The organism is Amycolatopsis sp. MJM2582, from assembly GCF_000754115.1.
GTDB classification, from domain to species: domain Bacteria; phylum Actinomycetota; class Actinomycetes; order Mycobacteriales; family Pseudonocardiaceae; genus Amycolatopsis; species Amycolatopsis japonica.
On the sequence record NZ_JPLW01000010.1, the window covers coordinates 59725 to 80954 of the forward strand.

Annotated in this window: 24 protein-coding genes; 11 read left to right on the plus strand and 13 right to left on the minus strand. The window is 68.3% G+C overall.

The window, feature by feature from the left end; translation table 11 throughout:
- Positions 1–37 precede the first annotated feature (37 nt).
- The 6 genes from ED92_RS40010 to ED92_RS40035 are packed head-to-tail and all read left to right on the plus strand — an operon-like array spanning position 38 to position 3638.
- The gene (locus ED92_RS40010; RefSeq protein WP_005155992.1) at positions 38–307 is read left to right on the plus strand and encodes a helix-turn-helix transcriptional regulator; all 270 of its coding nucleotides are present in this window, start codon (positions 38–40) and stop codon (positions 305–307) included.
- Entirely contained in the window at positions 304–849 is a 546-nt protein-coding gene (locus tag ED92_RS40015; protein ID WP_037347975.1) for a hypothetical protein, read from the plus strand. The genes ED92_RS40010 and ED92_RS40015 overlap by 4 nt, the downstream gene beginning before the upstream one ends.
- A complete protein-coding gene (locus tag ED92_RS40020) occupies positions 846–1301 on the plus strand; it encodes a hypothetical protein (protein ID WP_037347977.1) in 456 nt (151 codons plus the stop codon). Before ED92_RS40015 ends, ED92_RS40020 begins: the two co-directional genes overlap by 4 nt.
- The gene (locus ED92_RS40025) at positions 1298–1528 is read left to right on the plus strand and encodes a hypothetical protein (protein ID WP_037347980.1); all 231 of its coding nucleotides are present in this window, start codon (positions 1298–1300) and stop codon (positions 1526–1528) included. Before ED92_RS40020 ends, ED92_RS40025 begins: the two co-directional genes overlap by 4 nt.
- Positions 1525–2451 (plus strand): ABC transporter ATP-binding protein, encoded by a 927-nt coding sequence (locus tag ED92_RS40030; RefSeq protein WP_037347981.1) that lies wholly within the window; start codon positions 1525–1527, stop codon positions 2449–2451. The genes ED92_RS40025 and ED92_RS40030 overlap by 4 nt, the downstream gene beginning before the upstream one ends.
- Entirely contained in the window at positions 2448–3638 is a 1191-nt protein-coding gene (locus tag ED92_RS40035) for an ABC transporter permease (RefSeq protein ID WP_037347982.1), read from the plus strand. The genes ED92_RS40030 and ED92_RS40035 overlap by 4 nt, the downstream gene beginning before the upstream one ends.
- On the opposite strand, the gene ED92_RS40040 is transcribed toward ED92_RS40035, so the two are convergent.
- The 4 genes from ED92_RS40040 to ED92_RS40055 all read right to left on the minus strand — a co-directional run bounded on the left by ED92_RS40040 (position 3635) and on the right by ED92_RS40055 (position 8180).
- On the minus strand, positions 3635–4981 hold the full coding sequence (locus ED92_RS40040; RefSeq protein ID WP_037347983.1) for a deoxyribodipyrimidine photo-lyase: 1347 nt from the start codon (positions 4979–4981) through the stop codon (positions 3635–3637). The two genes, ED92_RS40035 and ED92_RS40040, sit on opposite strands and share 4 nt — an antisense overlap.
- A gap of 114 nt (positions 4982–5095) precedes the next feature.
- Positions 5096–6412, minus strand: a complete 1317-nt coding sequence (locus ED92_RS40045; protein ID WP_051972324.1) for a citrate synthase — start codon at positions 6410–6412, stop codon at positions 5096–5098.
- Positions 6413–6604: 192 nt separating this feature from the next.
- On the minus strand, positions 6605–7546 hold the full coding sequence (locus ED92_RS40050; protein ID WP_037347984.1) for a carbohydrate kinase: 942 nt from the start codon (positions 7544–7546) through the stop codon (positions 6605–6607).
- A 43-nt stretch (positions 7547–7589) separates the two neighbouring features.
- The gene (locus tag ED92_RS40055; RefSeq protein ID WP_037347986.1) at positions 7590–8180 is read right to left on the minus strand and encodes a TetR/AcrR family transcriptional regulator; all 591 of its coding nucleotides are present in this window, start codon (positions 8178–8180) and stop codon (positions 7590–7592) included.
- Positions 8181–8283: 103 nt separating this feature from the next.
- Between ED92_RS40055 and ED92_RS40060 the strand changes: the two genes are divergently transcribed.
- Positions 8284–9429: an acyl-CoA dehydrogenase family protein gene (locus tag ED92_RS40060; protein WP_037347987.1), complete on the plus strand. Its 1146-nt coding sequence runs from the start codon at positions 8284–8286 to the stop codon at positions 9427–9429.
- 112 nt (positions 9430–9541) lie between these two features.
- Here the strand turns inward: ED92_RS40060 and ED92_RS40065 are convergent, their stop codons facing one another.
- The 3 genes from ED92_RS40065 to ED92_RS40075 are packed head-to-tail and all read right to left on the minus strand — an operon-like array spanning position 9542 to position 12172.
- Positions 9542–10771 carry an amidohydrolase gene (locus ED92_RS40065; protein ID WP_037347988.1) on the minus strand — a complete coding sequence of 410 codons (1230 nt, stop codon included), beginning with the start codon at positions 10769–10771 and terminating at the stop codon, positions 9542–9544.
- Between the two features lie 11 nt (positions 10772–10782).
- The gene (locus tag ED92_RS40070; protein ID WP_037347990.1) at positions 10783–11265 is read right to left on the minus strand and encodes a GNAT family N-acetyltransferase; all 483 of its coding nucleotides are present in this window, start codon (positions 11263–11265) and stop codon (positions 10783–10785) included.
- 1 nt (position 11266) lies between these two features.
- Complete coding sequence (locus ED92_RS40075) at positions 11267–12172, minus strand: aldose 1-epimerase family protein (RefSeq protein WP_037347991.1); 906 nt, start codon at positions 12170–12172, stop codon at positions 11267–11269.
- Between the two features lie 52 nt (positions 12173–12224).
- Here ED92_RS40075 and ED92_RS40080 point away from each other — a divergent pair, with 52 nt between their 5' ends.
- A complete protein-coding gene (locus ED92_RS40080) occupies positions 12225–13733 on the plus strand; it encodes a fatty acyl-CoA synthetase (protein WP_037347993.1) in 1509 nt (502 codons plus the stop codon).
- On the opposite strand, the gene ED92_RS43605 is transcribed toward ED92_RS40080, so the two are convergent.
- The 3 genes from ED92_RS43605 to ED92_RS40090 all read right to left on the minus strand — a co-directional run bounded on the left by ED92_RS43605 (position 13710) and on the right by ED92_RS40090 (position 15335).
- Positions 13710–13973, minus strand: coding sequence for an aminoglycoside adenylyltransferase domain-containing protein (locus ED92_RS43605; RefSeq protein WP_255355423.1), 264 nt, complete (start codon positions 13971–13973; stop codon positions 13710–13712). The genes ED92_RS40080 and ED92_RS43605 overlap by 24 nt on opposite strands.
- Before the next feature lie 12 nt (positions 13974–13985).
- Positions 13986–14495 carry a hypothetical protein gene (locus ED92_RS43610; RefSeq protein ID WP_235213516.1) on the minus strand — a complete coding sequence of 170 codons (510 nt, stop codon included), beginning with the start codon at positions 14493–14495 and terminating at the stop codon, positions 13986–13988.
- Between the two features lie 132 nt (positions 14496–14627).
- Positions 14628–15335, minus strand: a complete 708-nt coding sequence (locus ED92_RS40090; protein WP_037347995.1) for a helix-turn-helix domain-containing protein — start codon at positions 15333–15335, stop codon at positions 14628–14630.
- A 123-nt stretch (positions 15336–15458) separates the two neighbouring features.
- Here ED92_RS40090 and ED92_RS40095 point away from each other — a divergent pair, with 123 nt between their 5' ends.
- From ED92_RS40095 to ED92_RS40105, 3 genes are read left to right on the plus strand one after another with little or no spacing between them, the layout of a single operon-like run.
- A complete protein-coding gene (locus ED92_RS40095) occupies positions 15459–16022 on the plus strand; it encodes a TetR/AcrR family transcriptional regulator (RefSeq protein ID WP_037347997.1) in 564 nt (187 codons plus the stop codon).
- Complete coding sequence (locus ED92_RS40100) at positions 16022–16852, plus strand: MBL fold metallo-hydrolase (RefSeq protein WP_037347998.1); 831 nt, start codon at positions 16022–16024, stop codon at positions 16850–16852. Before ED92_RS40095 ends, ED92_RS40100 begins: the two co-directional genes overlap by 1 nt.
- Positions 16849–17676, plus strand: a complete 828-nt coding sequence (locus ED92_RS40105) for an MBL fold metallo-hydrolase (RefSeq protein WP_037347999.1) — start codon at positions 16849–16851, stop codon at positions 17674–17676. Before ED92_RS40100 ends, ED92_RS40105 begins: the two co-directional genes overlap by 4 nt.
- On the opposite strand, the gene ED92_RS40110 is transcribed toward ED92_RS40105, so the two are convergent.
- From ED92_RS40110 to ED92_RS40120, 3 genes are all read right to left on the minus strand, one after another.
- Entirely contained in the window at positions 17673–19058 is a 1386-nt protein-coding gene (locus tag ED92_RS40110) for an APC family permease (protein WP_037348001.1), read from the minus strand. The genes ED92_RS40105 and ED92_RS40110 overlap by 4 nt on opposite strands.
- A gap of 95 nt (positions 19059–19153) precedes the next feature.
- Positions 19154–19732: a DUF3558 family protein gene (locus tag ED92_RS40115; protein ID WP_037348003.1), complete on the minus strand. Its 579-nt coding sequence runs from the start codon at positions 19730–19732 to the stop codon at positions 19154–19156.
- A 24-nt stretch (positions 19733–19756) separates the two neighbouring features.
- The gene (locus tag ED92_RS40120) at positions 19757–21040 is read right to left on the minus strand and encodes an MFS transporter (RefSeq protein WP_037348004.1); all 1284 of its coding nucleotides are present in this window, start codon (positions 21038–21040) and stop codon (positions 19757–19759) included.
- Between the last annotated feature and the right edge of the window lie 190 nt (positions 21041–21230).

Consider the following 21230-nt stretch of genomic DNA (forward strand, 5'->3'; position numbering starts at 1 on the left):
CTTGACGAGTCGTTGGGTTTTTGCAACAGTATGTTCCATGAGCCCGGTAAGACGCGGCAAAGAGCTGCCGATCTACAACCGGCTTCCCGTGCTCCGGGCCGAGCGTGGACTGAGCAGGGCCGCCCTCGCGACGGCCGTCGAGGTCAATCCGCAGACCATCGGCGCGCTCGAACGGGGAGACCACTACCCGAGCCTGGACCTGGCGTTCCGCATCTGCGCGGTGTTCGACCTCCCGGTCGAAGCCGTGTTCAGCCGCGAACCGTTCACGCCGCTGTCCACTCAGGTCTACCGGGAGGGGGGAACATGAGCGAGGAACGAGGCCGTCTCGCGGCGTACTGGGAACGTCAGCAGGAACGATGGGAGGAGCTGGAACGCAAACGCGCCCTCCGGCTTCCGTCGTGGCGTACGAGGAAACGGCGGCGGACGCTGAGTGTATTGGTGGTGACGGGCGATCTGATCCTGATCGCCGGTGCCGCCTTGTTCCACACCGGCCACACCCCCGCCTTCCTGGTGTGCTGGTTCGGCGGCTGCTTCATCGCGGGCGGGGCGCACTATCTGCTGCGGATCCTGACCGGCAAGATGAGCAACGGGTTCTCCAGCCGTCTCGACGAACGCGAGCGGGAATGGCGTCATCGTGTCACTTTCGTCAGCTATCAGGTGCTGGTCGCGCTGATGCTGATCGCGGTGTTCTACGGCCTGATCGTCGCCGGTACCGAAGACGGTGGCGCGCGCGGCGCGATGATGGCCTGCGCGCTGCTGGTCACCGGGACCACGCTCTCCGGCGTCATCCTGGGCTGGTCGCTGCCGGACGACGACCCCGAAGACTTCGAAGGGGTGAGCCCGGCATGACCACCACCCGGACGCGCGCGGATCGCCGCCGTCTCGCCGTCGCCGCCGTGATCGGCCATCTGGTCGTGATCGCCGGTGCCGCGTTGCTGCGCGAGCCGACCTTGTGGTTCGCCGTGGGCCTGATGGGACCGGGGCTGTGTCTCTGCGTCGGCACGGCGACGGTGCTGCGCAAGGCCGTCGGCAGGCCGGGCTCCGCGGCGAAGGATCTCGACGAACGCGAACTGCTGCTGCGAAACCGCGCGCACTACGCTGCGTTCCAGGGGATCTGCGTGCTCATGCTGGTGGATCTCGGGTACGGGCTTTACGCGGCGGGGCAACCGGATTCCGGTTCGCTGCTGGCCGCGATGACAGCGGCGTTGTTCGTCTTCGGGACGTCGCTACCGGCGCTGTGGCTCGCGTGGCGGCTGCCGGACGACGATCCCGAAGACTTCGAGGGGGTGGCTCCGGCATGACCGGGGACAAGAAGCGGCACAAGATGTCCATCGGCGTGGTCGCCGTCGTGCTGGTGGCGGGTGGGGTCCTCGCCGACGCGGGGAGGGCGGTCCTGGTCTACCGGGCCACCTCGGTGGTGAGCAACGTCAAGCTGGACGGGCTGATCGAACGGAACCGCACGGTTTCCGGCGTCCATCGGGGATTCGCGGCGCTGGTGCGGTATTTCGAAGAGGGGAAGTGGAAATGAGCGAGGGGAAGCTGGAGATCGACAAGGTCTCCAAACGCTACGGCGCCAAGGTGGCGCTGGACGAGGTGAGCTTCGAGGTCCAGCCCGGTGAGCTGTTCGGCTTCGTCGGCAGCAACGGCGCGGGCAAGACCACCACGATGCGGATCGTGCTCGGGGTGCTGGCGGCCGACTCCGGCCAGGTGCGCTTCGGCGGCGCCCCGATCACCCACGAGACCCGCACGCATATCGGGTACATGCCGGAGGAACGCGGGCTGTACCCGAAGATGAAGGTGCTGGAGCAGCTGGTCTATCTCGCCGAGCTGCACGGGATGTCGGCCAACGACGCCCACCGCAGCGCCGAGAACTGGATCGCCCGGCTCGGGCTGACCGAACGGCGCAAGGACGAGGTCCAGAAGCTGAGCCTCGGCAACCAGCAGCGCGTGCAGCTCGCCGCCGCGCTGGTGCACGATCCGAAGGTCCTCGTGCTGGACGAGCCGTTCTCCGGCCTCGACCCGCTGGCCGTGGACGTGATGAGCGGAGTGCTGCGGGAGACGGCCGCCACCGGGGTGCCGGTCGTGTTCTCCAGTCACCAGCTGGATCTGGTCGAGCGGCTGTGCGACCGCGTCGGCATCATCCGAAGTGGACGGATGGTCGCCTCCGGCACCGTCGGGGAGCTGACCGCCGGCGCGGGCAACGGGCTCGTCGTCACCGCGCCCGGCGCCGTTCCCGGCTGGGCTTCGGCCGTCCCCGGGGTCCGGACGATCGAGCAGAACGGCCCGACGACGATCCTCGAACTCGAGACGGGTGCCGACGATCAGGCCGTGCTCGCCGCGGCGCTGGCCACCGGGCCGGTCACCGAATTCACCAAACGCAGGCGTTCGCTGACCGAGCTCTTCCGCGACGCGGTCGCCGAAAAGCCGGCGGCACAGGGAGTTTCCGCATGAACACCGTTTCCTCATGGCGCGCGGTCCGGCTCATCGCCACACGCGAGCTGAACACCCGGCTGCGCACCAGGTCCTTCGTGGTCGGCACCGCCGTCCTGCTGGTCATGCTGATGGGCTACGTCCTGCTGCAGTCCACGCTGATCAGCAACGAGGACAAGAGCAAGGTCGGCCTCACCGGTCAGACCGCCGGGATCGCGCAGCAGCTCAAGACCGCGGGCGAGGCGATCGGCGAGAAGATCGAGACCGTCACCGTCGCCGATCCGGCGCAGGGCCGCTCGCAGGTCGAGAACGGTGATCTCGACGCGTTGCTGTCCGGCAACGCCACCGAGCTGAAGGTGCTCGTCAAGTCCGAATTGGACACCAAACTGCGTGCGCTGCTGAACGGCGTTTCCCAGCAGGAGGTGTTGAACGGCATCCTTTCCGAAGCCCAGGAATCCCCTGAGCAGGTGATGCGCACGGTCCATCAGACGCAGGTCGAGGTCGACTCGATCAAACCGCCGGACCCCGAGAAATCGCAGCGGATGGTCATCGGGCTGATCGTGGCGGTGCTGCTGTACATGAGCATCGTGACCTACGGGACGCTGGTCGCGCAGGGTGTGGTCGAAGAGAAGTCCAGCCGGGTGGTGGAGATCCTGCTGTCCACGGTGCGGCCGTGGCATCTGTTGCTGGGCAAGGTGATCGGGCTCGGGCTGGTCGGGCTGACGCAGCTGGTGATCATCGGTGGCGCCGGGTTCATCGTCGCTTCGGCGACCGACGTGCTGACGCTGTCCGGTGTCGCGACGAGCGCCCTGCTGTGGGGTGTCGTGTGGTACCTGCTCGGGTTCCTGCTGTACGCCACCGTCTACGGCGCCATGGGTTCGCTGGTCTCCCGGCAGGAGGACACCCAGTCGGTGATCGGGCCGGTCAACATCGTGCTGATCCTCGGCTTCGTCGTCGGGTTCAACCTGCTGGCCCAGGCGCCGGAAGGCACGGCCACCAAGGTGCTTTCCCTGGTGCCGCTGCTTTCCCCGGTGCTGATGCCCGCGCGGATCGCGGCGGGCACCGTCGAGGTGTGGGAGATCGTGGCGTCGCTGGGCCTGACCGTGGGCGCCATCGCCCTGTTCACCTGGCTGGGCGCGCGCATCTACCAGAACAGCGTCCTGCGGGTCGGCAGCCGGATCAAGCTTTCGGAAGCCCTGCGCGGCTAACCCTTGATGGCGCCGTAACGCTCCAGAGCGACCTGGCGTTCGTGCGCGTGGTCGACCATCGGTGCCGGGTAGTCCTCGACGTTCTCCGGTTTGTGCACGGCCTTGCCCCGCACGGACCGGAGTTCGGGGACGTAGCGCCGGACGTAGTCACCGGCGGGGTCGAACTTCTCCCCCTGCGTCGTCGGGTTGAAGATCCGGAAATACGGCGCGGCGTCGGTGCCGCTGCCCGCGACCCACTGCCAGTTCAGCTGGTTCGACGCGAGGTCGCCGTCGACCAGATGCTTCATGAAGTGCCGCGCGCCGAGCCACCACGGCAGATGCAGATCCTTGACCAGGAAGCTCGCCACGATCATCCGGACGCGGTTGTGCATCCAGCCCTCGGCGAGCAGCTGACGCATCCCGGCGTCGACGATCGGGAACCCGGTGCGCCCCTCGCACCACCGCTGGAAGGCTTCGTCGTCGCTCTCGTGTTCCATGGCGTCGAACCGGGAATCGTAGTTCTTCCGCGCGGTTTCGGGGCGGTGCCACAGGACGTCGGCGTGGAACTCGCGCCAGGCGAACTCGCCGCGCAGCGCCTTGGCGCCGGAGCCCTCGTTCCCGGCGAGGTCGGCCAGCAGGGTGCGCGGGTGGACGCAACCCCAGCGGAGATACGGCGAAAGCCTTGTCGTACCGGGACGATCGGGACGGTCGCGATCCTCGTCGTAGGTTTCGAGGCCGTCGTCCAGGAACTCGTGCCAGCGCTCCAGCGCCGCCTTCTCGCCAGGCTCGGGCAGCTCCATCCCTTTGAGGGAAGGGGATTTCGGAAGCTTGACCGATCGCGGCGGCTCCACCCAGTCCACAATGGACTTCCCGGTGTCGGCGGGGCGCGGCCAGCCGTGCCGCACCCACGCACGGTAGAACGGGGTGAAGACGCGGTACGGGTCGCCGTCGGGTTTGGTGATGCGGCCAGGCGTGATGGCGTACGGCGAACCCGTCTCGACCCAGGCGATGTCGTGCTCCGCCAACGCCTTCTCGACCTCGTCGTCGCGGCGGCGGCCGTACGGGCCGGTGTCGGTGCTGACGTGCACGGCCGCGGCGCCGACCTCGCGAGCGGCCTTGACGACCTCCTTGACCGGGTCTCCCTTGACCAGCATGAGGCGTCCGCCGAGCTGGTCGTCCAGCGCTTTCAGGCAGCCGTGCAGGAACGCGACGCGCGGGGCGCCGGAGGGTTTGAGGAGCGCGTCGTCGAGGACGTACAGCGCGAGGACGTGCTTGCTGTGCCTCGAGGCCTCCAGCAGGGCGGCGTGGTCTCCCAGGCGGAGGTCGCGGCGGAACCACAGGACTACCGGGGCTTCTCTGGTCACTCCGGAAACCCTAAGGCCGGTCCCTTGCGCTCGCACGCCCGGATGTCATGAAAGGGCCGTTCCTGACGAAAAACGTCAGGAACGGCCCTTTCATGACACTTGCGGGAGGGGGGATCAGCGCTCCGAGATGGGCGCGTAGTCCCGCGACGCGTAGCCGGTGTAGATCTGCCGCGGGCGGCCGATCTTGGTGGCCGGGTCCTGGATCATCTCGCGCCAGTGCGCGATCCAGCCCGGCAGGCGGCCGAGCGCGAACAGCACGGTGAAGTACTTCGTCGGGAAGCCGAGCGCCCGGTAGATCAGGCCGGTGTAGAAGTCGACGTTCGGGTACAGCTTGCGCTCGATGAAGTAGTCGTCCGAGAGCGCGGTCTCTTCCAGCTTCTTCGCGATGTCGAGCAGCTGGTCGCCGCCCTTGAGCTTGGAGAGGATCTCGTCCGCGGTGTTCTTGATGATCTTCGCGCGCGGGTCGTAGTTCTTGTAGACCCGGTGCCCGAAGCCCATCAGGCGGACACCCTTTTCCTTGTTCTTCACGCGCTGGACGAAGTTCGCGACGTCGCCGCCCTCGGCCTGGATGCCCTCGAGCATGTCCAGGACCGCGCTGTTGGCGCCACCGTGCAGCGGGCCGAACAGGGCGTTGATGCCGGCCGAGATCGAGGCGAACAGGTTCGCCTCGGAGGAGCCGACGAGGCGCACGGTCGAGGTGGAGCAGTTCTGCTCGTGGTCGGCGTGCAGGATGAACAGCAGGTCGAGCGCCTTGGCGACGTCCGGGTCGACCTCGTAGGGCTCGGCCGGGAAGCCGAAGGTCATCCGCAGGAAGTTCTCGACCAGGCCGAGCGAGTTGTCCGGGTACAGCAGCGGCTGGCCGACGGACTTCTTGTACGCGTACGCGGCCAGGGTCGGGACCTTGGCCAGCAGGCGGATGGTGGACAGCTCGACGTTCGGTTCGTCGAACGGGTTGAGCGAGTCCTGGTAGAAGGTCGACAGCGCGGATACGGCGCTGGACAGCACCGGCATCGGGTGCGCGTCACGCGGGAAGCCGCTGAAGAAGGCCTTCAGGTCCTCGTGCAGCAGGGTGTGGCGCTGGATCTTCTCGGTGAACTCCGACAGCTGCGTCTGGGTGGGCAGCTCGCCGTAGATGAGCAGGTACGAGACCTCGATGAAGGTCGACTTCTCGGCCAGCTGCTCGATCGGGTACCCGCGGTAGCGCAGGATGCCGGCGTCACCGTCGATGTAGGTGATGGCCGAGGACGCGGCGCCGGTGTTCACGAACCCCGGGTCGTGGGTGATGTACCCGGTCGTCGCCAGCAGCTTCCCCAGCTCGATCCCAGGCGCACCCTCCACCGGGTGGATCACCTTGAACTCGTGCTCGCCGTTGGGCAGGCGCAGCGTCGCGGTCTCGCCGGACTGCCCCGCAGCCGTCGTCGCGTCGGACATGTAAGTCCCTCTCACGTTCAGCACGGGCCGGCGGCGCCTGTAGGTTCCACAGGTACGCCCTCTTTCACGCGCGTGACCCACGGCCTCGCTGCACACCGCCCCGCTGGGGTATGAATTCCCCTCCACGCTAGTCGAGAATGGGGTCAACGCGCAGCGGGTGAGTTGCTCACAACAGCCCCTTTGGGACCAGGTTCACACGGCGGATGCCATATCTTCGGCCGTCGGCGGTTCCGCCCCACTCCGCGAGACGGTGATCGACGCCGCTTTCGCCGCGAATTCGAGCGCCGTACGCCAGCCGTCGGCGTCGAGAGTGGACACGTCGCGCACGCTGTTCGAGTACAGCCACGCCAGGAGGGCGCCTTGCACGGTGTCACCGGCGCCGATCGTGTCGACGACGTCGACCCGGCGTGACGGGACCCGCGCGATTTCGCCCGCTCGTGTGATGACGGACAACCCCTGCGCGCCGCGGGTGAGCACGACGGCATCGACTCCGCAAGAGGTCCAGACCTTTGCCGCGTCGACCGGGTCGGCGCCTTCGGCGAGCCATTCCGTGTCGTCGTCGGAGATCTTGAGCAGGCGGACATGCGGCAGCCAGGACTCGAACCGCGCACGGTACGCGGCCGGATCCTCGATCAGCGCCGCACGGATGTTCGGATCGAGCACAGTCAGCACGCCGCGCGCGGATTCGCGGCGCAACAGCGTTTCGTAGGTGCTCGCGCCCGGCTCCAGGACCATGCCCAGGGTGCCGAGGGAGAGCGCCGTCACATCTTCGGGGAGCGGGCCGGGGTCGGCGACGAGCCGGTCCGCGGTGCCCTCGGTGTAGAAGGTGTACCGGGCGGAACCCTTCTCGTCGAGCGCGACCACGGCGAGCGTCGTCGGCTCGTTTCCCCGCTGCAGCAACGCGGTGTCGACGCCGGAGGCGTGCAGCCGGTCCACCAGCGCGACGCCGAAACGGTCGTTCGAGACGCGCGAGAGGAAACCCGTCGGGACGCCGAGCCGTCCGGCGGCGAGCGCGACGTTGTAGGGACCACCACCCATCCGGGGCAGCAGCGCGCGCAACCCACCGTCCACAGTGGAATCCAACGGTTCACCAGGAACGAGGTCGACCAGCGCCTCTCCACCCACCACGATCACGGGCGCGATGCTAGCCGAGGCGGTGGTTCCACCACCAGAATTGTCAGTTCAGGACATTTTTTGTCGCGATACCGCCAAGAAGCAGTTCGGACAACGCCGTGAACGCTTCGGCGTCGGTCACCCCGGTGCGCTGCCCGATCACGCCGGTCTGGATTCCCTCGATGATCAGCCCCGCCATTTCCGCGATCAGCCGCGCGTGCACCTCACGGAAAACACCGTCGGTGACACCGCGGTCGATGAACGACCGGATCCGGGCGGCCGCGGCGCGGCTGTTGAGCTGATAGGCGTCCCGCGCCGGCGCGAATTCGGCGATGTCGGTCATGAAAGCGGCCGAGGCGCGATTCAGGTATTCGGAGATACCGGCGAGATACTCCCCGAGGATCTTGCGGGCGTCGTCGATCCCGGCGATCCGCTCCTCCAGCAGCTCGGCGGCGCCCTTGAAAAAGTGGGTGACGACCTTCACCGCGAGTTGCTCCTTGCTGGGAGCGAGCGCGTAGAGCGTCGACTTCGAGCAGCGGAGCCTCGCCGCCAGGTCGTCCAGCGTGAACTGGGAGAACCCCTCGGCGAGGAAGAGCGCTTCGAGTTCCGAGAGCAGTGCTCTCTGACGCGCGGTGGGCTGGCGGCGCGAGGTCATCGGATCACTATCCCCTACGCGAACGGTGTCCCCCCAGCGCCGTCTACTGTACGCTGAATCAGCCCACAGTACTGTTTTTAGTACCGTTCAGCTCGGAGGAGCCATGCCGGCGGACCGTCTGCTGCCCAGCACCGAGGCCCAGGACCTGATCGACCTGGCCAAGGAGATCGCGCGCGAGGAACTCGCCCCGATCGCGAGCAAGTACGAAGAGACCGCGCACTTCCCGCGCGAGCAGTTCCGGCTGCTCGGGCAGGCGGGGCTCCTCGGCCTGCCGTACGCGGAGCGGTGGGGCGGCGGCGAGCTGCCGTACGAGGTCTACCTGCAGGTTCTGGAGGAGATCGCCGCGGCGTGGATGTCGGTGGGCGTCGGGCTCTCCGTGCACACGATGTCCTGCTTCGCGCTGGCGCACCACGGCACCGACGAACAGCGTGACCGCTGGCTGCCCGCGATGCTCGAAGGCGGCCTGCTGGGCGCGTACGCGCTCTCGGAGACCCATGCCGGCTCCGACGCGGCCGCGTTGTCCACGCGCGCACGGCTCGACGGCGACCAGTACGTCGTGAACGGCACGAAGGCGTGGATCACCCACGCGGGTGAGGCCGACTTCTACACGACGATGGTGCGCACCAGCGACGAGGGCGGGCAGGGCATCAGCTGCCTGCTCGTCGACGCGGCGACGCCGGGCCTCTCAGCCGCGCCGCCCGAACGGAAGATGGGTCTCACCGGATCGACCACGGCACAGCTGATGTTCGAAGACGCCGCCGTCGACGCCGAACGCCGGATCGGCGAAGAGGGTCAGGGGCTGAAGATCGCGCTGTCGTCGCTCAGCTCCGGACGGCTGGGCATCGCCGCGTGCGCCGTCGGGCTCGCGCAGGCCGCGCTGGACGAGGCGCTCGAGTACGCGAAGGGCCGCACGCAGTTCGGGCGGCCGATCATCGAGTTCCAGGGCCTGGAGTTCCTGCTGGCCGACATGGCCGCGACCGTCGAGACGTCCCGCGCGATGTACCTCGACGCGGCCCGCCGCCGCGACCGCGGGCTGCCGTTCCAGCGGCAGGCGTCCATCGCGAAACTCGTCGCGACCGACGGCGCGATGAAGGTGACGACCGACGCCGTGCAGGTCCTCGGCGGTGCCGGCTACACGAAGGACTTCCCGGTGGAGCGGTACATGCGGGAGGCGAAGGTGCCGCAGATCTTCGAGGGCACGAACCAGATCCAGCGCATGGTCATCGCGCGGGAACTGCGGAAAGGCTGACCGCTCTCGCAACTCGCACAACACCCCTGCTCCATGATGTGAAAGCCACTTTCGCAACGTTGAAGGTTGCGAAAGTGGCTTTCACATCACGCGCCAAGCACGAGCCGACCGGTCAGCCCTCGCGGTAACGCCGGTCTTCGGCGACGCCGACCCCGGTCTCCTCGTCGAAGTGGTAGACCTCGCGACCGCGCACGAACACGCGCATCGCCCGGTTCATCACGTCCAGCGGGTCACCCGACCAGATGACCACGTCGGCGTCGAGGCCCGGCTTCAGCGAGCCGACCTGGTCGTCGAGGTCCAGCATCGCGGCCGGGTTGACGGTCAGCGCCTTGAGCGCGGTCTCCGGGTCGAGCCCGTCCTTCACCGACAGCGCAGCCTGGTACACCAGGAAGTTGATCGGCACGACCGGGTGGTCCGTGGTGATCGCGATCTTCACCCCCGCCCTGGCGAGGATGCCGGGCGCGCGCAGGGTGCGGTTGCGCAGCTCCACTTTGGACTTGGTGGTGAACAGCGGCCCGAGGATCACCGGCACCTCCCGCTCGGCGAGCAGGTCCGCGATCAGGTGGCCTTCGGTGCCGTGGTTGATCACCAGTTTGTAGCCGAACTCGTCGGCCAGCCGGATCGCGGTGACCATGTCGTCGGCGCGGTGGACGTGCTGGTCCCAGTACAGCTCCCCGTCGAGGACCTTGGCCAGCGTCTCCTTGGTGAGGTCGACGTCGAACGGCTTGCCCTCGCCGGCGGCGTGCTCGCGCTGGGCGGCGTAGTTGCGCGCGGCGGTGAAGGCGTCGCGGATGGTCGACGCGACGCCAAGCCTGGTCGACGGCGTCTGCTTCTTCTCGCCGTACACACGCTTCGGGTTCTCGCCGAGCGCGCTCTTCACGCTGACGCCCTCGGCGAAGATCATGTCGAGCACGGTCCGGCCCCAGGTCTTGACGCCGATCGTCTGCCCGCCGATGGGGTTGCCCGAGCCGGGTTTGATGACGACGCTGGTGACGCCGCCCGCGAGCGCGTCGTCGAAACCGGGCTCGTACGGGTCGATCCCGTCGATCGCGCGGAACCGCGCGCCGTTGGGGTCGGTCATCTCGTTGGTGTCGTTCCCGGACCAGCCTTCGCCGTCTTCGTGCACGCCGAGGTGGGCGTGCGCGTCGATGAACCCGGGCAGCACCCAGCTGCCCGCGGCGTCGATCAGTTCGGCGTCGTCGGGGATGTCGACGTCGGCGGCCGTGCCGACCGCGGCGATCTTCCCGTTCTCGATGAGGACCGTGCCGCCGTCGATGGGATCACCGTCGACCGGGACGACGTAACCACCGACGATGGCCTTGACCTGTGCTTTGTCAGACATACTTTGACACGCTAACGAACTGGGCCGCCGGTCCGCACGCGGGGCTTTTCGAAATGGATCAGTTCGTAGTGCTTCTCGCGCGTGCGGTGCGTCTCGACGTAGCCGAGCTTCCGGTACATCCGCAGCGGCCCCGCGCTCCGTTCCCCGGTGAACAGGCGGAACACGGTCACCGAAGGCGGCGCCGCGTCCTCGGCGGCGAGCAGCAAGGAGCTGCCGAGCCCGTGTCCCTGCCTGTCCGGGGCGACGATGAGCCTGCCGACGAGACCGGCGCCGCCGTCCACGACGATCCGCACACTCGCCACCAGCCGCCCGGATTCCCTGATGCCCCAGGTGGAACACGCGGGATCACCCAGAACCGCTTCGGCCTGCTCCAAGGTCTCCGTCAGCGGCGGGAGGTCGATGTTCTCGTGCGCCCTGGCCTCCGGGACGTACGCCGCGCGCTGCAGCGTGAGCACCTCGCCCGCGTCGGCGGGCCCCAGGCGGAGCAGCGACATCTCAGCGCACCCGGATTCCCCAGCTCCCCGTCCACGACGACGCGGGCTCCAGCTCGATCAGATCGGTGCCGGTGTTGAGCGCGTCGGCGGGGCAGGTCATCGGCTCGATCGCCACCGCCCGGCCGCGGCCGACCAGGTCGTCCGGGGTGAAGACCTGTGCCCAGCGGAAATCCGGGCCTGCCCAGACCAGCAGCTCCCGGTCCTCGTGCGAGAGGACGTGATGGTGGTTGCCGTCCTCGGCGATGGTCAGCCCGCCGAACGCCGTGTCCAGGTCGACGCCTTCGAGCAGCTTGCCGGACCGGAAGTCGTACTCGGTCCCCTCGACGTCCTGCTCGTCGGCGTACGGCATCTGCTCGTCGCCGAGATACGGCCGGACCCGACTCGCGGGCAGCGTCAGGGTCAGCTCGTCGGTGGGCACGTCGCCGATGCGGAAGTACGGGTGCGTACCGAGCCCGACACCGATCGGGCTCTCGCCCTCGTTGCGGATCTCGTGCGTGACGACCAGCTCGCGCGGCGAGATCTCGTAGGTGATCGTCGCGCGCAGCGGCACCGGCCAGCCTTCCTGCGCCGGGACGTCGATGGCCAGGGTGATCGACGACTCCGCGTGTTCGAGGAGCTCCCACTCCTCGTGCCTGGTCAGGCCGTGGATCGCGTTGCCGCGCGCCTCTTCGGTGATCGGGAGCTGCTGCTTCTCGCCCTGGTAGTCCCACTGGCCGCCCTTGGTGCGGTTCGGCCAGGGCAGCAGTACCTGCCCGGCGCCCTTCGGCGGCTTCTCGTCCTCGGCGAACGCCTCGACGTAGGGCACTCCGCCGACCTCGAACGCGCGCAGCCCGGCACCGATCTCGGTGATGACGGCTCGCGCGTTGCCGCGGGTGATCTCGAACTGCTCTCCGGTGGGATTGGCCATGCCGACGAGGTTACTGTGAGAACGCCACGCCCGGACGAAGGAGACCGCCGCGATGACCGTTCCCGGCTACCCCAGCACCGTCGGCCGTGTCCTGGAACGGAGCGCGCGCCGCGTCCCGGGCCGGGTCGCCCTCACCTTCGCCGATCGCGTGTGGACGTACGCGGAGCTCGACCGCGCGGCGGGCCGGGTCGCGGCGAAGCTGCTCGATCGCGGGCTCGTCCACGGTGACCGGGTCGCGGCCTTCGGCAAGAATTCCGACGCGTATCTGTTGCTGTACCTCGGTTGCGCACGGGCGGGCCTGGTGCACGTGCCGGTGAACTTCAACGCCCGCGGCGAGGAACTCGAATACCTGCTCACGCAGTCCGAGCCCGCCGTCGCCTTCGTCGACCCCGCACTGGCAGAGCACGTCAACGTGGAGCAGGTGTCCACAGTGGACGTTCTGGAGTGGGCGCTGGACGAAGCCGTCGTGCCGCACGAGGAATCCGGGGTCTCGGACGACGACCTCGTCCAGCTGCTCTACACGTCAGGGACGACCTCGCGGCCGAAGGGCGCGATGCTCACCCACCGCGCGCTGGTGCACGAGTACTCGTCCTGCATCGCCGCGCTCGACCTGAGCGACCGCGACGTGCCGCTGCACGCGCTGCCGCTGTACCACTCGGCGCAGATGCACGTGTTCCTCATGCCCGGGCTGGCCGTCGGCGCGACGAACCATCTCGTCGAAGGGCCCGACCTCGACGACATCCTGGCGCGGATTCCCCGCCAGGGCATCACTTCCCTGTTCTTCCCGCCGACCGTCTGGGTGGGGCTCGCGAACCATCCCGGCCTCGCGGACGCGGATCTGAGCTGCCTCACCAAGGCGTACTACGGCGCGTCGATCATGCCCGTCCCGGTGCTGAACGCGCTCCGCGCCCGGCTGCCGGAAGTCGGGTTCTACAACTGCTTCGGGCAATCGGAGATCGGTCCACTCGCGACGGTCCTGCGGCCCGAAGAGCACGACGCACGACCGGATTCCGTCGGCCGCCCGATCCTTTTCGTCGAGACGCGCGTGGTGGACGCCGACATGAACGATCTCCCGCCGGGCGAACTCGGCGAGGTCGTCTACCGTTCTCCGCAGCTGTGCACCGGTTACTGGGGCAAGCCCGAGGAGTCGGTGGAGGCGTTCGCGGGCGGCTGGTTCCATTCCGGTGATCTGGTGCGGCAGGACGAAGAGGGCTATCTGTTCGTCGTCGACCGGATCAAGGACGTCGTCAACACCGGTGGCGTGCTCGTCGCGTCGCGCGAAGTGGAAGACGCACTGTACGCGCATCCCGCCGTCGCCGAGGTCGCCGTCGTCGGCCTGCCGCACGAACGGTGGATCGAGGCGATCGCCGCGGTGGTCGTGGTGAAGGAACCCGTCGATGAAGCGGAACTGATCGAGTTCGCCAAGAAGTCGCTCGCGGCGCACAAGGTGCCGAAGTCGGTGCATTTCGTCGGCGAACTGCCGAAGAACGCGTCCGGGAAGCTGCTCAAACGCGAGCTGCGGCAACAGTTCGGCGGGTCAGCGTCGGCGATCGGCGTCTAACGACTCGGCGTACGCGGCGAATTCGCAGGCCGCTTCGAGGCTGCCCGGACGCGGCGGATCGCCGGGATCCCAGCCGAGTTCGCGATCTTGGAGCACCTGCGTGAGCAACGGGCGCCAGCGCGGATCGAGCCGCTCGCGCGCCCATTCGAGCGCGCCTCTTTTCGACTCGACCTCGGCCGTGCGCAACGTGTAGAGCACGCGGCAACAAGTCGACACGATGTAGCGCTGCGTCCAGGCGATGTCGAAGGGCGCTCAGGTCCGGACGCCGTCGACCAAGCCGTGCAGCTCCTCGCGCATCGCCGCGCGCATCGCGTCCGGCGGCGGCTCGTCGACCAGGCTCGCGATCGGCGGGCCGTCGAGCACGATGCCCTTGTGGCGCAGGATCCAGCGCGTGTGGAGGCTGTTGCAGTGGGTGTCCCAGATCAGGACGCGATGGCCGTGGTCGCAGTACAGCCACGGGGTGCCGAGCCCCTGGCTGGTCTTCAGTGACCCGATGTCCGCGTACGAGCCCTCGATTTCCTTGCACCAGAAGCCTTCTCCGGTGGGGAGTTCGTCATGGAGCACGCGGAGGTCGGCTTCGACCCGGCCGCTCGGCGGTTCGGTGGTCGCGATGATGAAGTCGCAGTCGCTGTGGAGGTCACCGGCGCCGAGCGCGAAGGAGCCCTGGACGTACGCGCCGACGTAGGTGTCGCCGAGGATCTCGCGGGCTGAAGCGACCAGGCCGGTGAGGACCTGGTCGAGTTCGGCGTAGGGCGTGTACACCGGCCGGACGCTACCGGGCCTTGTGAGCGGTGACCGTCCTGACCGGTCCGATCACGACCGACCGTGTGGATTTCTGGTCATCTAACGCCACAAAATCCACACAGTCGGCGGCACTACCAGTGTTCCCATGCCTCATCCGCCGACCTCGCCCAAACGAGTGAGAAGTTGTTGTGCCGCAAGGACAGAACGCTCGTCCCCCGCGTCGAGGAGGTCCGCCGCGACAGCCGCCGGGATCGCCAGGCCGCCCGCCCCCGGCGGACGCAGAACGCCGGATAGGGCGGGAACACGAATCACCGCGTTGGGTTCCGCGCTGTCCAGGCGGAACCGCCGTGAGCGCGCGAGTTCGTCGAACCGCGCCCCCTCCACGTAGAACTCTTCATCGGCGCTGCCCGCCATCAGGTCGGCGCCGTGGCGCCCTGCGGCGACAGGGCCGCTGACGATGGCGTGCGGATCTTCCCGCAGCCGCGCGAGCGGTCCGGGCAGCATTCGCACACGGTGCACACGCGCACGAGCGGAGAGCAGGCGTGGCCACTGGGCGGGCACGCGTTCCCGCGCGTAGCGCTTGAGCCTGACCCGCTCCGACGGCGAGATCCACGACGGCTGGTAGCCGCTCAACGACCACAGGAAACCCCACGCCATCCGGGCGGAGAGCGGCCGGCCGGCCGCGGGCTTCACCACGCTCTTCCGATGCTCGACCGATCGGGCGTCGACCAGCAGCTCACGGCCTATCCGGACGGCGTCGAGCCTGCCGCCGTGCACGAGTTCACGGACACGCTCTCGCGAGACATCCAGAGCTCGGGCCGCCTGCGCGACCGGGAGCAACTGGGCCGAGTCGACCATGTCCGCCCCCTTCGCTCGCCGACCGGTTCTCCACCAGTTTACACAAACATTCGTAAACAAGAGGGTTTGTGTAAATCAAGATTTACTAGACCGGTCGTCATAGTTTGAGCTACAGTCGGCCGCATGGTCCGCCGCACCGACACCCGGCAGCGCATGCTCGACTCCGCCGCCGACCTCTTCCACCAGCAGGGTTACCACGCCACCGGGCTCAACCAGCTCGTCGCCGCCGTCGGCGCGCCCAAGGGCTCGCTCTACTTCCACTTCCCCGGCGGCAAGGAGCAGCTGGCCGCCGAGGCCATCCGCCAGTCCGCCGACCGGCTCTGCGACCAGCTGCGCACGATCGCCGCGAACGCGCCCGACATCGTCACCGGCATCGAGAACGTGGTCGACGCGCTGGCGACCTCGCTGGAGGAGTCCGATTTCCAGCGCGGCTGCCCGCTCGCGACGGTCGCGCTCGACGCGTCGGGTGACAGCGAGGCGATCCGCCAGGCCTGCGCCGACGGCTACAAGTCCTGGCACACCGTCATCGCCGACGCGCTGGACACCGCCAAGGCGGACCACCTTGCGACGGTCGTCCTCGCCGCCATCGAGGGCGGCTTGCTGCTGGCCAAGACGTTGCACGACACCGCGCCACTGCGCGCGATCGCCCCCCACCTCCGCGCCACACTCGAACGGGAGCTCTCCTGATGCGTGTCCATCACCTGAACTGCGGAACCATGCGGCCGATCGGCGGCAAACTCGTCGACGGCAAGCCCGGGCTCTTCCGCCGCGCCGAGCTGATCTGTCACTGCCTTCTGCTGGAGACCGACAACGGGCTCGTGCTCATCGAAACCGGCGTCGGCACGCCCACCGTCTCCCGGCCGGTCGAATGGCTCGGCGCCGGTTTCGTCCGGCTGGTGCACCCCGACAGCGACGACGACCTCAGCGCCACCACCCAGATCCGCGAACTCGGCTTCGACCCGGCCGACGTGCGCGACATCGTGCTCACCCACCTCGACCTCGACCACGCGGGCGGGCTCGTCGACTTCCCCCAGGCGCGGGTCCACGTCCACGCCCGCGAGCTCCAGGCACTGGAGAAGCCGATCGACCGCAAGGAGGCGAGCCGCTACCGCAAGGTCCAGTTCGCCCACGGGCCGATCTGGCGCTCGTACCGCGCCGACGGCGAGCCGTGGTTCGGTTTCGACGCGGTCCGCGAGCTCGAAGGCGTCCCGGACGTCCTGCTCATCCCCCTCGCCGGGCACACCCGCGGCCACGCCGGGATCGCGATCGACACGGGTGACGGCTGGCTCCTCAACGCGGGCGACGCCGTCTTCCACGGCGGCGAGCTGGAGCGAAAGCCGCACATCCCCGCCGCTTTGGGCTTCTTCGAGTCGTACATGCAGACGGAGAAGACGGCACGACTGGACAACCAGCGCCGGCTGCGCGAACTTGTCAGTAACAACGGTGCCGAAGTGACGGTCTTCGCCGCACACGACGCCACCGCATTCGAACGGCTCAGCCAGAGGAGCAGGCTATGAAGGTGCACCACCTGAACTGCGGCACGATGCGCGCACCGGGAGGCAAGCTGCTCGACGGCCAGCCCGGGCTGCTGCGCCGCTCGGAGCTGGTGGCGCACTGCCTGCTCATCGAGACCGGCGACGGCCTCGTGCTGGTGGACACCGGCTTCGGCCGCAAGGGCGTCGCGAACCCCGGCGCCTGGCTCGGCACGCCGTTCACGATCATGGTCGGCGCGAAGCCCGTCGAGACGGAGACGGCGGCCCACCACGTCGAGGCACTCGGCCACAAGCTCGAAGACGTCCGGCACATCATCTGCACCCATCTCGACGTCGACCACGCGGGCGGGCTCGCGGACTTCCCGAACGCCGTCGTGCACGTCCGCACCGCGGAGCACGACGCGGCGACGGCGCCGTCCAACCAGAGCGAGAAGCTCCGCTTCCGCGCCAACCAGTTCGCCCACCGTCCACTGTGGAGCATGTACGACGAGGCCGGCGACGAGTGGTTCGGCTTCCAGGCCGTCCGCGAGCTGAAGGGCCTGCCGCCGGAAATCCTGCTGGTGCCGCTCGCGGGACACACCAAGGGCCACACCGGCGTCGCGGTCGACACCGGCGACGGCTGGCTGCTGCACGCGGGCGACGCGTATTTCTTCCACGGGCAGATGGATCCGGTGAAACCGCATTGCCCGCCGGGGATGACCGCGTTCCAGAACATGGTGCAGACGCTGCGCAAGCCGCGGCTGGAGAACGTCGAGCGGCTGCGCGAGCTGAGCCGAGAACACGCCGACGACGTCACCGTGTTCTCGGCTCACAGCCCGGTGGAGTACCAGGCGCTCAGTCGCGGCTAGCCGACCGGCGGCTCGATGGGCCGCCGGTCTTCTTCACTGTGCGTGGCCCGCATGACGAGCCAGTTGATCCCCCACAGCAGGACACCGACGCCGAGCAGGATCGCGGCGACCTTGTAGTCGCGCGCGGGCCTTCCGGACAACGGCGTCACCAGGTAGACGCAGAAGATCGCGGCCAGCACCGGGACGATCGTCGGCGCGCGGAAATGCTTGTGCGAAACCTTTTCCTTGCGCAGCACCAGCACCGCGACGTTGACGATGGCGAACACCGCCAGCAGCAGCAACGCCGTGGTGCCGCCGAGCACGCCGATGTCCACAAAGGACACCAGGGCGATCGCGATCAGGCTGGTGAACACGATCGCCACCCACGGGCTGCGGCGGAACGGGTGCACGGTGCCCAGCTGCTTCGGGATGATCCGCTGGTTCGCCATGCCGTAGAGCAGACGGCTGGCCATCAGCATGTTGATCAGCGCCGAGTTGATGACCGCGAAGAGACCGATCGCGGAGAACACCTCGCGCGGGAAGCCGGGCGCCCCGACGTCGAGCACCTTCAGCAGCGCGCTGCTCTTGGCCGCCGCCAGCTCGTCCGCGGGCACCAGCAGCGAAGAGGTCACCGACACCATGATGTAGATGGTCGCGGCGATGACCATGCCCCACAGCATCGCCTTCGGGAAGATCCGGATCGGATCCTTGCACTCCTCGGCCATGTTCACCGAGTCCTCGAAACCGACCATCGCGAAGAACGCGAGCGACGTCGCCGAGGTGATCGCCACCAGCATCGTCTGGTTCTCGGTGTCGAACTCGACCAGCCGCGAGGCGTCCCCGTTGCCGTTCAGCACCGCCCACACGCCGACCCCGATGATGATCAGCAGACCGCCGATCTCGATGCAGGTCAGCACCACGTTGGTCTTCACCGATTCGGAGACCCCACGGAAGTTGATCAGCGCGAGACCGATCACGAACAGGATCGCCACCAGCGGCATCGGCGCGGTGATGAACTCCTTGAGATACGTGTCCCCGAACGCCTTCGCCGCCGACGAGGCCGACGTGATCCCGGAGCACATCACCGCGAACGCCACCATGAAGGTGAGGAAGCGGATCTTGAACGCCTTGTGCGTGTAGAGCGCGGCCCCCGCCGCCTGCGGGTACTTCCCGACCAGTTCCAGATAGCTGAACGCGGTCATGAACGCGACCACGAACGCGATCAGGAACGGCAACCAGAGCGCGCCGCCCACCCGGCCCGCCACCTGCCCGGTGAGCGCGTAGACGCCCGTCCCGATGATGTCCCCCACCACGAAGAACAGCAGGAGCTTGGAACCCATGACCCGTTTGAGGCTCGGCTGACCGGCCGGACCGGTCTGTTCTGTTGTCGTCGTGTCCGCCATGCGGCAAGAGTGTGCCGCATCACGTCTGTGGCCGACAGTCCGATTTGGTCAGTTCTTCGTCACGGGTTGACGAAGGCCGCTTCTGGGTAAATCGCTCAGTTGGCGTCGACCGCGGTCTTCACCAACGGGGTCATCATGTCCTGCGTCATCTTGGCCGGACCGGTGTAGTTGACCAGCACCGGGACGTTGTCCACGAGTTCGGCGGCCGCCAGCGTCGCGGTCTTGTTCTCGTCGGTGTAGTAGATGGCGCCCTCGCCGACACCGGCGACGTCCTTCGCGTTCTGCTTCGCCTTCTTCAGCGCCGCGACCATCTCGGCGGGCTTGATCTTGTTGCCTTCGAAGCGGGTGACGGCGAGCGCGCCGATCTGCTTGCCGGCGGCCGAGTAGACGCAGCTCTTGGCCTTGCCCCCGTTGGCGGCGTTGTCCTGCACCGGGCCCGGCGCCGACGTCACGCCCTGAATGGAGACGGCCTTGCCGACGGCCTCGGCGGGCAGCAGCGCGCACGGCTCCTTCGCACCGGCGCCACCGGTGGGAGCGGACGAGGAACTCGGCGCGGCCGAGGGGGCCTGGCTCGACGGCTTGGCCGCGTTGTCCGTCTTTTCGCCGCCGGACGAGCAGGCGGAAAGGGTCGCGATGACAGCGGCGAACAGGACGATCGCCCGTGAAATACGCATGGGCCCGACGATAGACCGAACGGCTCAGTCCACCGGGGCCCGGTACCGCCAGAAGGACGGGATCAGCAGCGCCGCGCCGACGACCAGCACGATGACCAGGACCCCGCCGCCGGAGGCCGCGGCCGCCGTGCCGACACCGGCCGCGGCCCAGCCGTGGGTGAGGTCGGCGATCCGCGGGCCGCCCGCGACGACGACGGTGAACACGCCCTGGAGCCGTCCGCGCATCTCGTCGGTGGTGGCGACCTGCAGGATCGACATCCGGTAGATCGCGCTGACCATGTCGGCCGCGCCGGCGAGCGCCATGAAGAACACCGCGAGCCACAGCGAGTTGGCGAGCCCGAAACCGGCGACCGCGGCGCCCCAGACGCAGACCGAGACGATCACGCCCGCGCCCTGGTTGCGAATCCTGGTCAGCCAGCCGGAGAAGAGGCCGATCAGCATCGCGCCCGCGGGGAGCGCGGCGTACAGCCAGCCCAGCGCCGGACCGCCGCCGGGCGGGTCGCCGAAGGTGCGCTCCGCCATCTCCGGGATCAGCGCGCGCGGCATCCCCGCGACCATCGCGATGATGTCGACGAGGAACGAGGCCAGCAGGATCTTCTGGGTGGCCAGGTATTTGAAGCCGTCGATGATGTCGCGGATCCCGGCCCGGCGCGCGATCTCGCCGAGCGGCGGGATCGGGGGAAGCTTGTAGACCGCGACAAGGGTCAGAGTCAGCGCGATGACGTCGATCAGGTAGAGCGTCGAGAGGCCGAGGATCGGGATCAGCGATCCGGCGAGCAGCGGGCCGAAGACCGCGCCGAAGGTGGCCATCGTGCTGCTCAGCGCGGTCGCGGGCGCGATCAGGTTGTCCGGGACCAGCCGGGCGACGACGGCGCTGCGGGTCGGCATGTTGACCGCGAAGAACGCCTGGTTGACCGCGAGCAGGCCCAGCACGAGCCAGACGGAGCCGACGTTCAGGAAAGCTTGGAGCCACAGGACCACCGACGTGAGCGTGACCCCGACGTTGGTGACGAGGAGCAGCTTGCGGCGGTCGACGGCGTCCGCGATGGCGCCGCCCCAGAGCCCGAAGACGAGCAGCGGGATCAGGGCGACCAGGCCGGTCAGGCCGACGTACGCGGACGATCCGGTGAGGTCGAAGACCTGTTTGGGGACCGCGACGGCGGTGAGCTGGCTGCCGATCGCGGTGACCGCGGTCGAGAGCCAGAGGCGGCGGAACGCGGGGATCTTGAGCGGCCGGGTGTCGACGACGATCGAGCCGAACAGCTTGCGGACACCTTTGCGCTGCTCAACCCCCACGTCGTCACTCACAACCAGACAGCTTAGCCGCGCTAACTAACCATCCGCGCGCGATTTAGGTCACCCGGCGCCGCCGGGATCACCCTTCCCCTCGGCCAGCCGCGGCCTCGGTGACCCAACGGTCTCCCGGGAGCGCGCCAGCGCGACGGGGAGACTTCACCGCCGCGCGCCCTCTTTTGGGCCGAAGGCCCCCGGAAACGCG

What these genes read in the sequence shown, in the direction of transcription:
- ED92_RS40090 (WP_037347995.1), bottom strand. Translation starts at nt 15,335, where the DNA reads ATGGTCGACTCGGCCCAGTTGCTCCCGGTCGCGCAGGCGGCCCGAGCT.
- ED92_RS40065 (WP_037347988.1), bottom strand. Translation starts at nt 10,771, where the DNA reads ATGTCTGACAAAGCACAGGTCAAGGCCATCGTCGGTGGTTACGTCGTC.
- ED92_RS40075 (WP_037347991.1), bottom strand. Translation starts at nt 12,172, where the DNA reads ATGGCCAATCCCACCGGAGAGCAGTTCGAGATCACCCGCGGCAACGCG.
- ED92_RS40035 (WP_037347982.1), top strand. Translation starts at nt 2,448, where the DNA reads ATGAACACCGTTTCCTCATGGCGCGCGGTCCGGCTCATCGCCACACGC.
- ED92_RS40060 (WP_037347987.1), top strand. Translation starts at nt 8,284, where the DNA reads ATGCCGGCGGACCGTCTGCTGCCCAGCACCGAGGCCCAGGACCTGATC.
- ED92_RS40025 (WP_037347980.1), top strand. Translation starts at nt 1,298, where the DNA reads ATGACCGGGGACAAGAAGCGGCACAAGATGTCCATCGGCGTGGTCGCC.
- ED92_RS40110 (WP_037348001.1), bottom strand. Translation starts at nt 19,058, where the DNA reads ATGGCGGACACGACGACAACAGAACAGACCGGTCCGGCCGGTCAGCCG.
- ED92_RS40080 (WP_037347993.1), top strand. Translation starts at nt 12,225, where the DNA reads ATGACCGTTCCCGGCTACCCCAGCACCGTCGGCCGTGTCCTGGAACGG.
- ED92_RS40100 (WP_037347998.1), top strand. Translation starts at nt 16,022, where the DNA reads ATGCGTGTCCATCACCTGAACTGCGGAACCATGCGGCCGATCGGCGGC.
- ED92_RS40015 (WP_037347975.1), top strand. Translation starts at nt 304, where the DNA reads ATGAGCGAGGAACGAGGCCGTCTCGCGGCGTACTGGGAACGTCAGCAG.
- ED92_RS40070 (WP_037347990.1), bottom strand. Translation starts at nt 11,265, where the DNA reads ATGTCGCTGCTCCGCCTGGGGCCCGCCGACGCGGGCGAGGTGCTCACG.
- ED92_RS40010 (WP_005155992.1), top strand. Translation starts at nt 38, where the DNA reads ATGAGCCCGGTAAGACGCGGCAAAGAGCTGCCGATCTACAACCGGCTT.
- ED92_RS40020 (WP_037347977.1), top strand. Translation starts at nt 846, where the DNA reads ATGACCACCACCCGGACGCGCGCGGATCGCCGCCGTCTCGCCGTCGCC.
- ED92_RS40105 (WP_037347999.1), top strand. Translation starts at nt 16,849, where the DNA reads ATGAAGGTGCACCACCTGAACTGCGGCACGATGCGCGCACCGGGAGGC.
- ED92_RS40115 (WP_037348003.1), bottom strand. Translation starts at nt 19,732, where the DNA reads ATGCGTATTTCACGGGCGATCGTCCTGTTCGCCGCTGTCATCGCGACC.
- ED92_RS40045 (WP_051972324.1), bottom strand. Translation starts at nt 6,412, where the DNA reads ATGTCCGACGCGACGACGGCTGCGGGGCAGTCCGGCGAGACCGCGACG.
- ED92_RS40030 (WP_037347981.1), top strand. Translation starts at nt 1,525, where the DNA reads ATGAGCGAGGGGAAGCTGGAGATCGACAAGGTCTCCAAACGCTACGGC.
- ED92_RS40095 (WP_037347997.1), top strand. Translation starts at nt 15,459, where the DNA reads ATGGTCCGCCGCACCGACACCCGGCAGCGCATGCTCGACTCCGCCGCC.
- ED92_RS40055 (WP_037347986.1), bottom strand. Translation starts at nt 8,180, where the DNA reads ATGACCTCGCGCCGCCAGCCCACCGCGCGTCAGAGAGCACTGCTCTCG.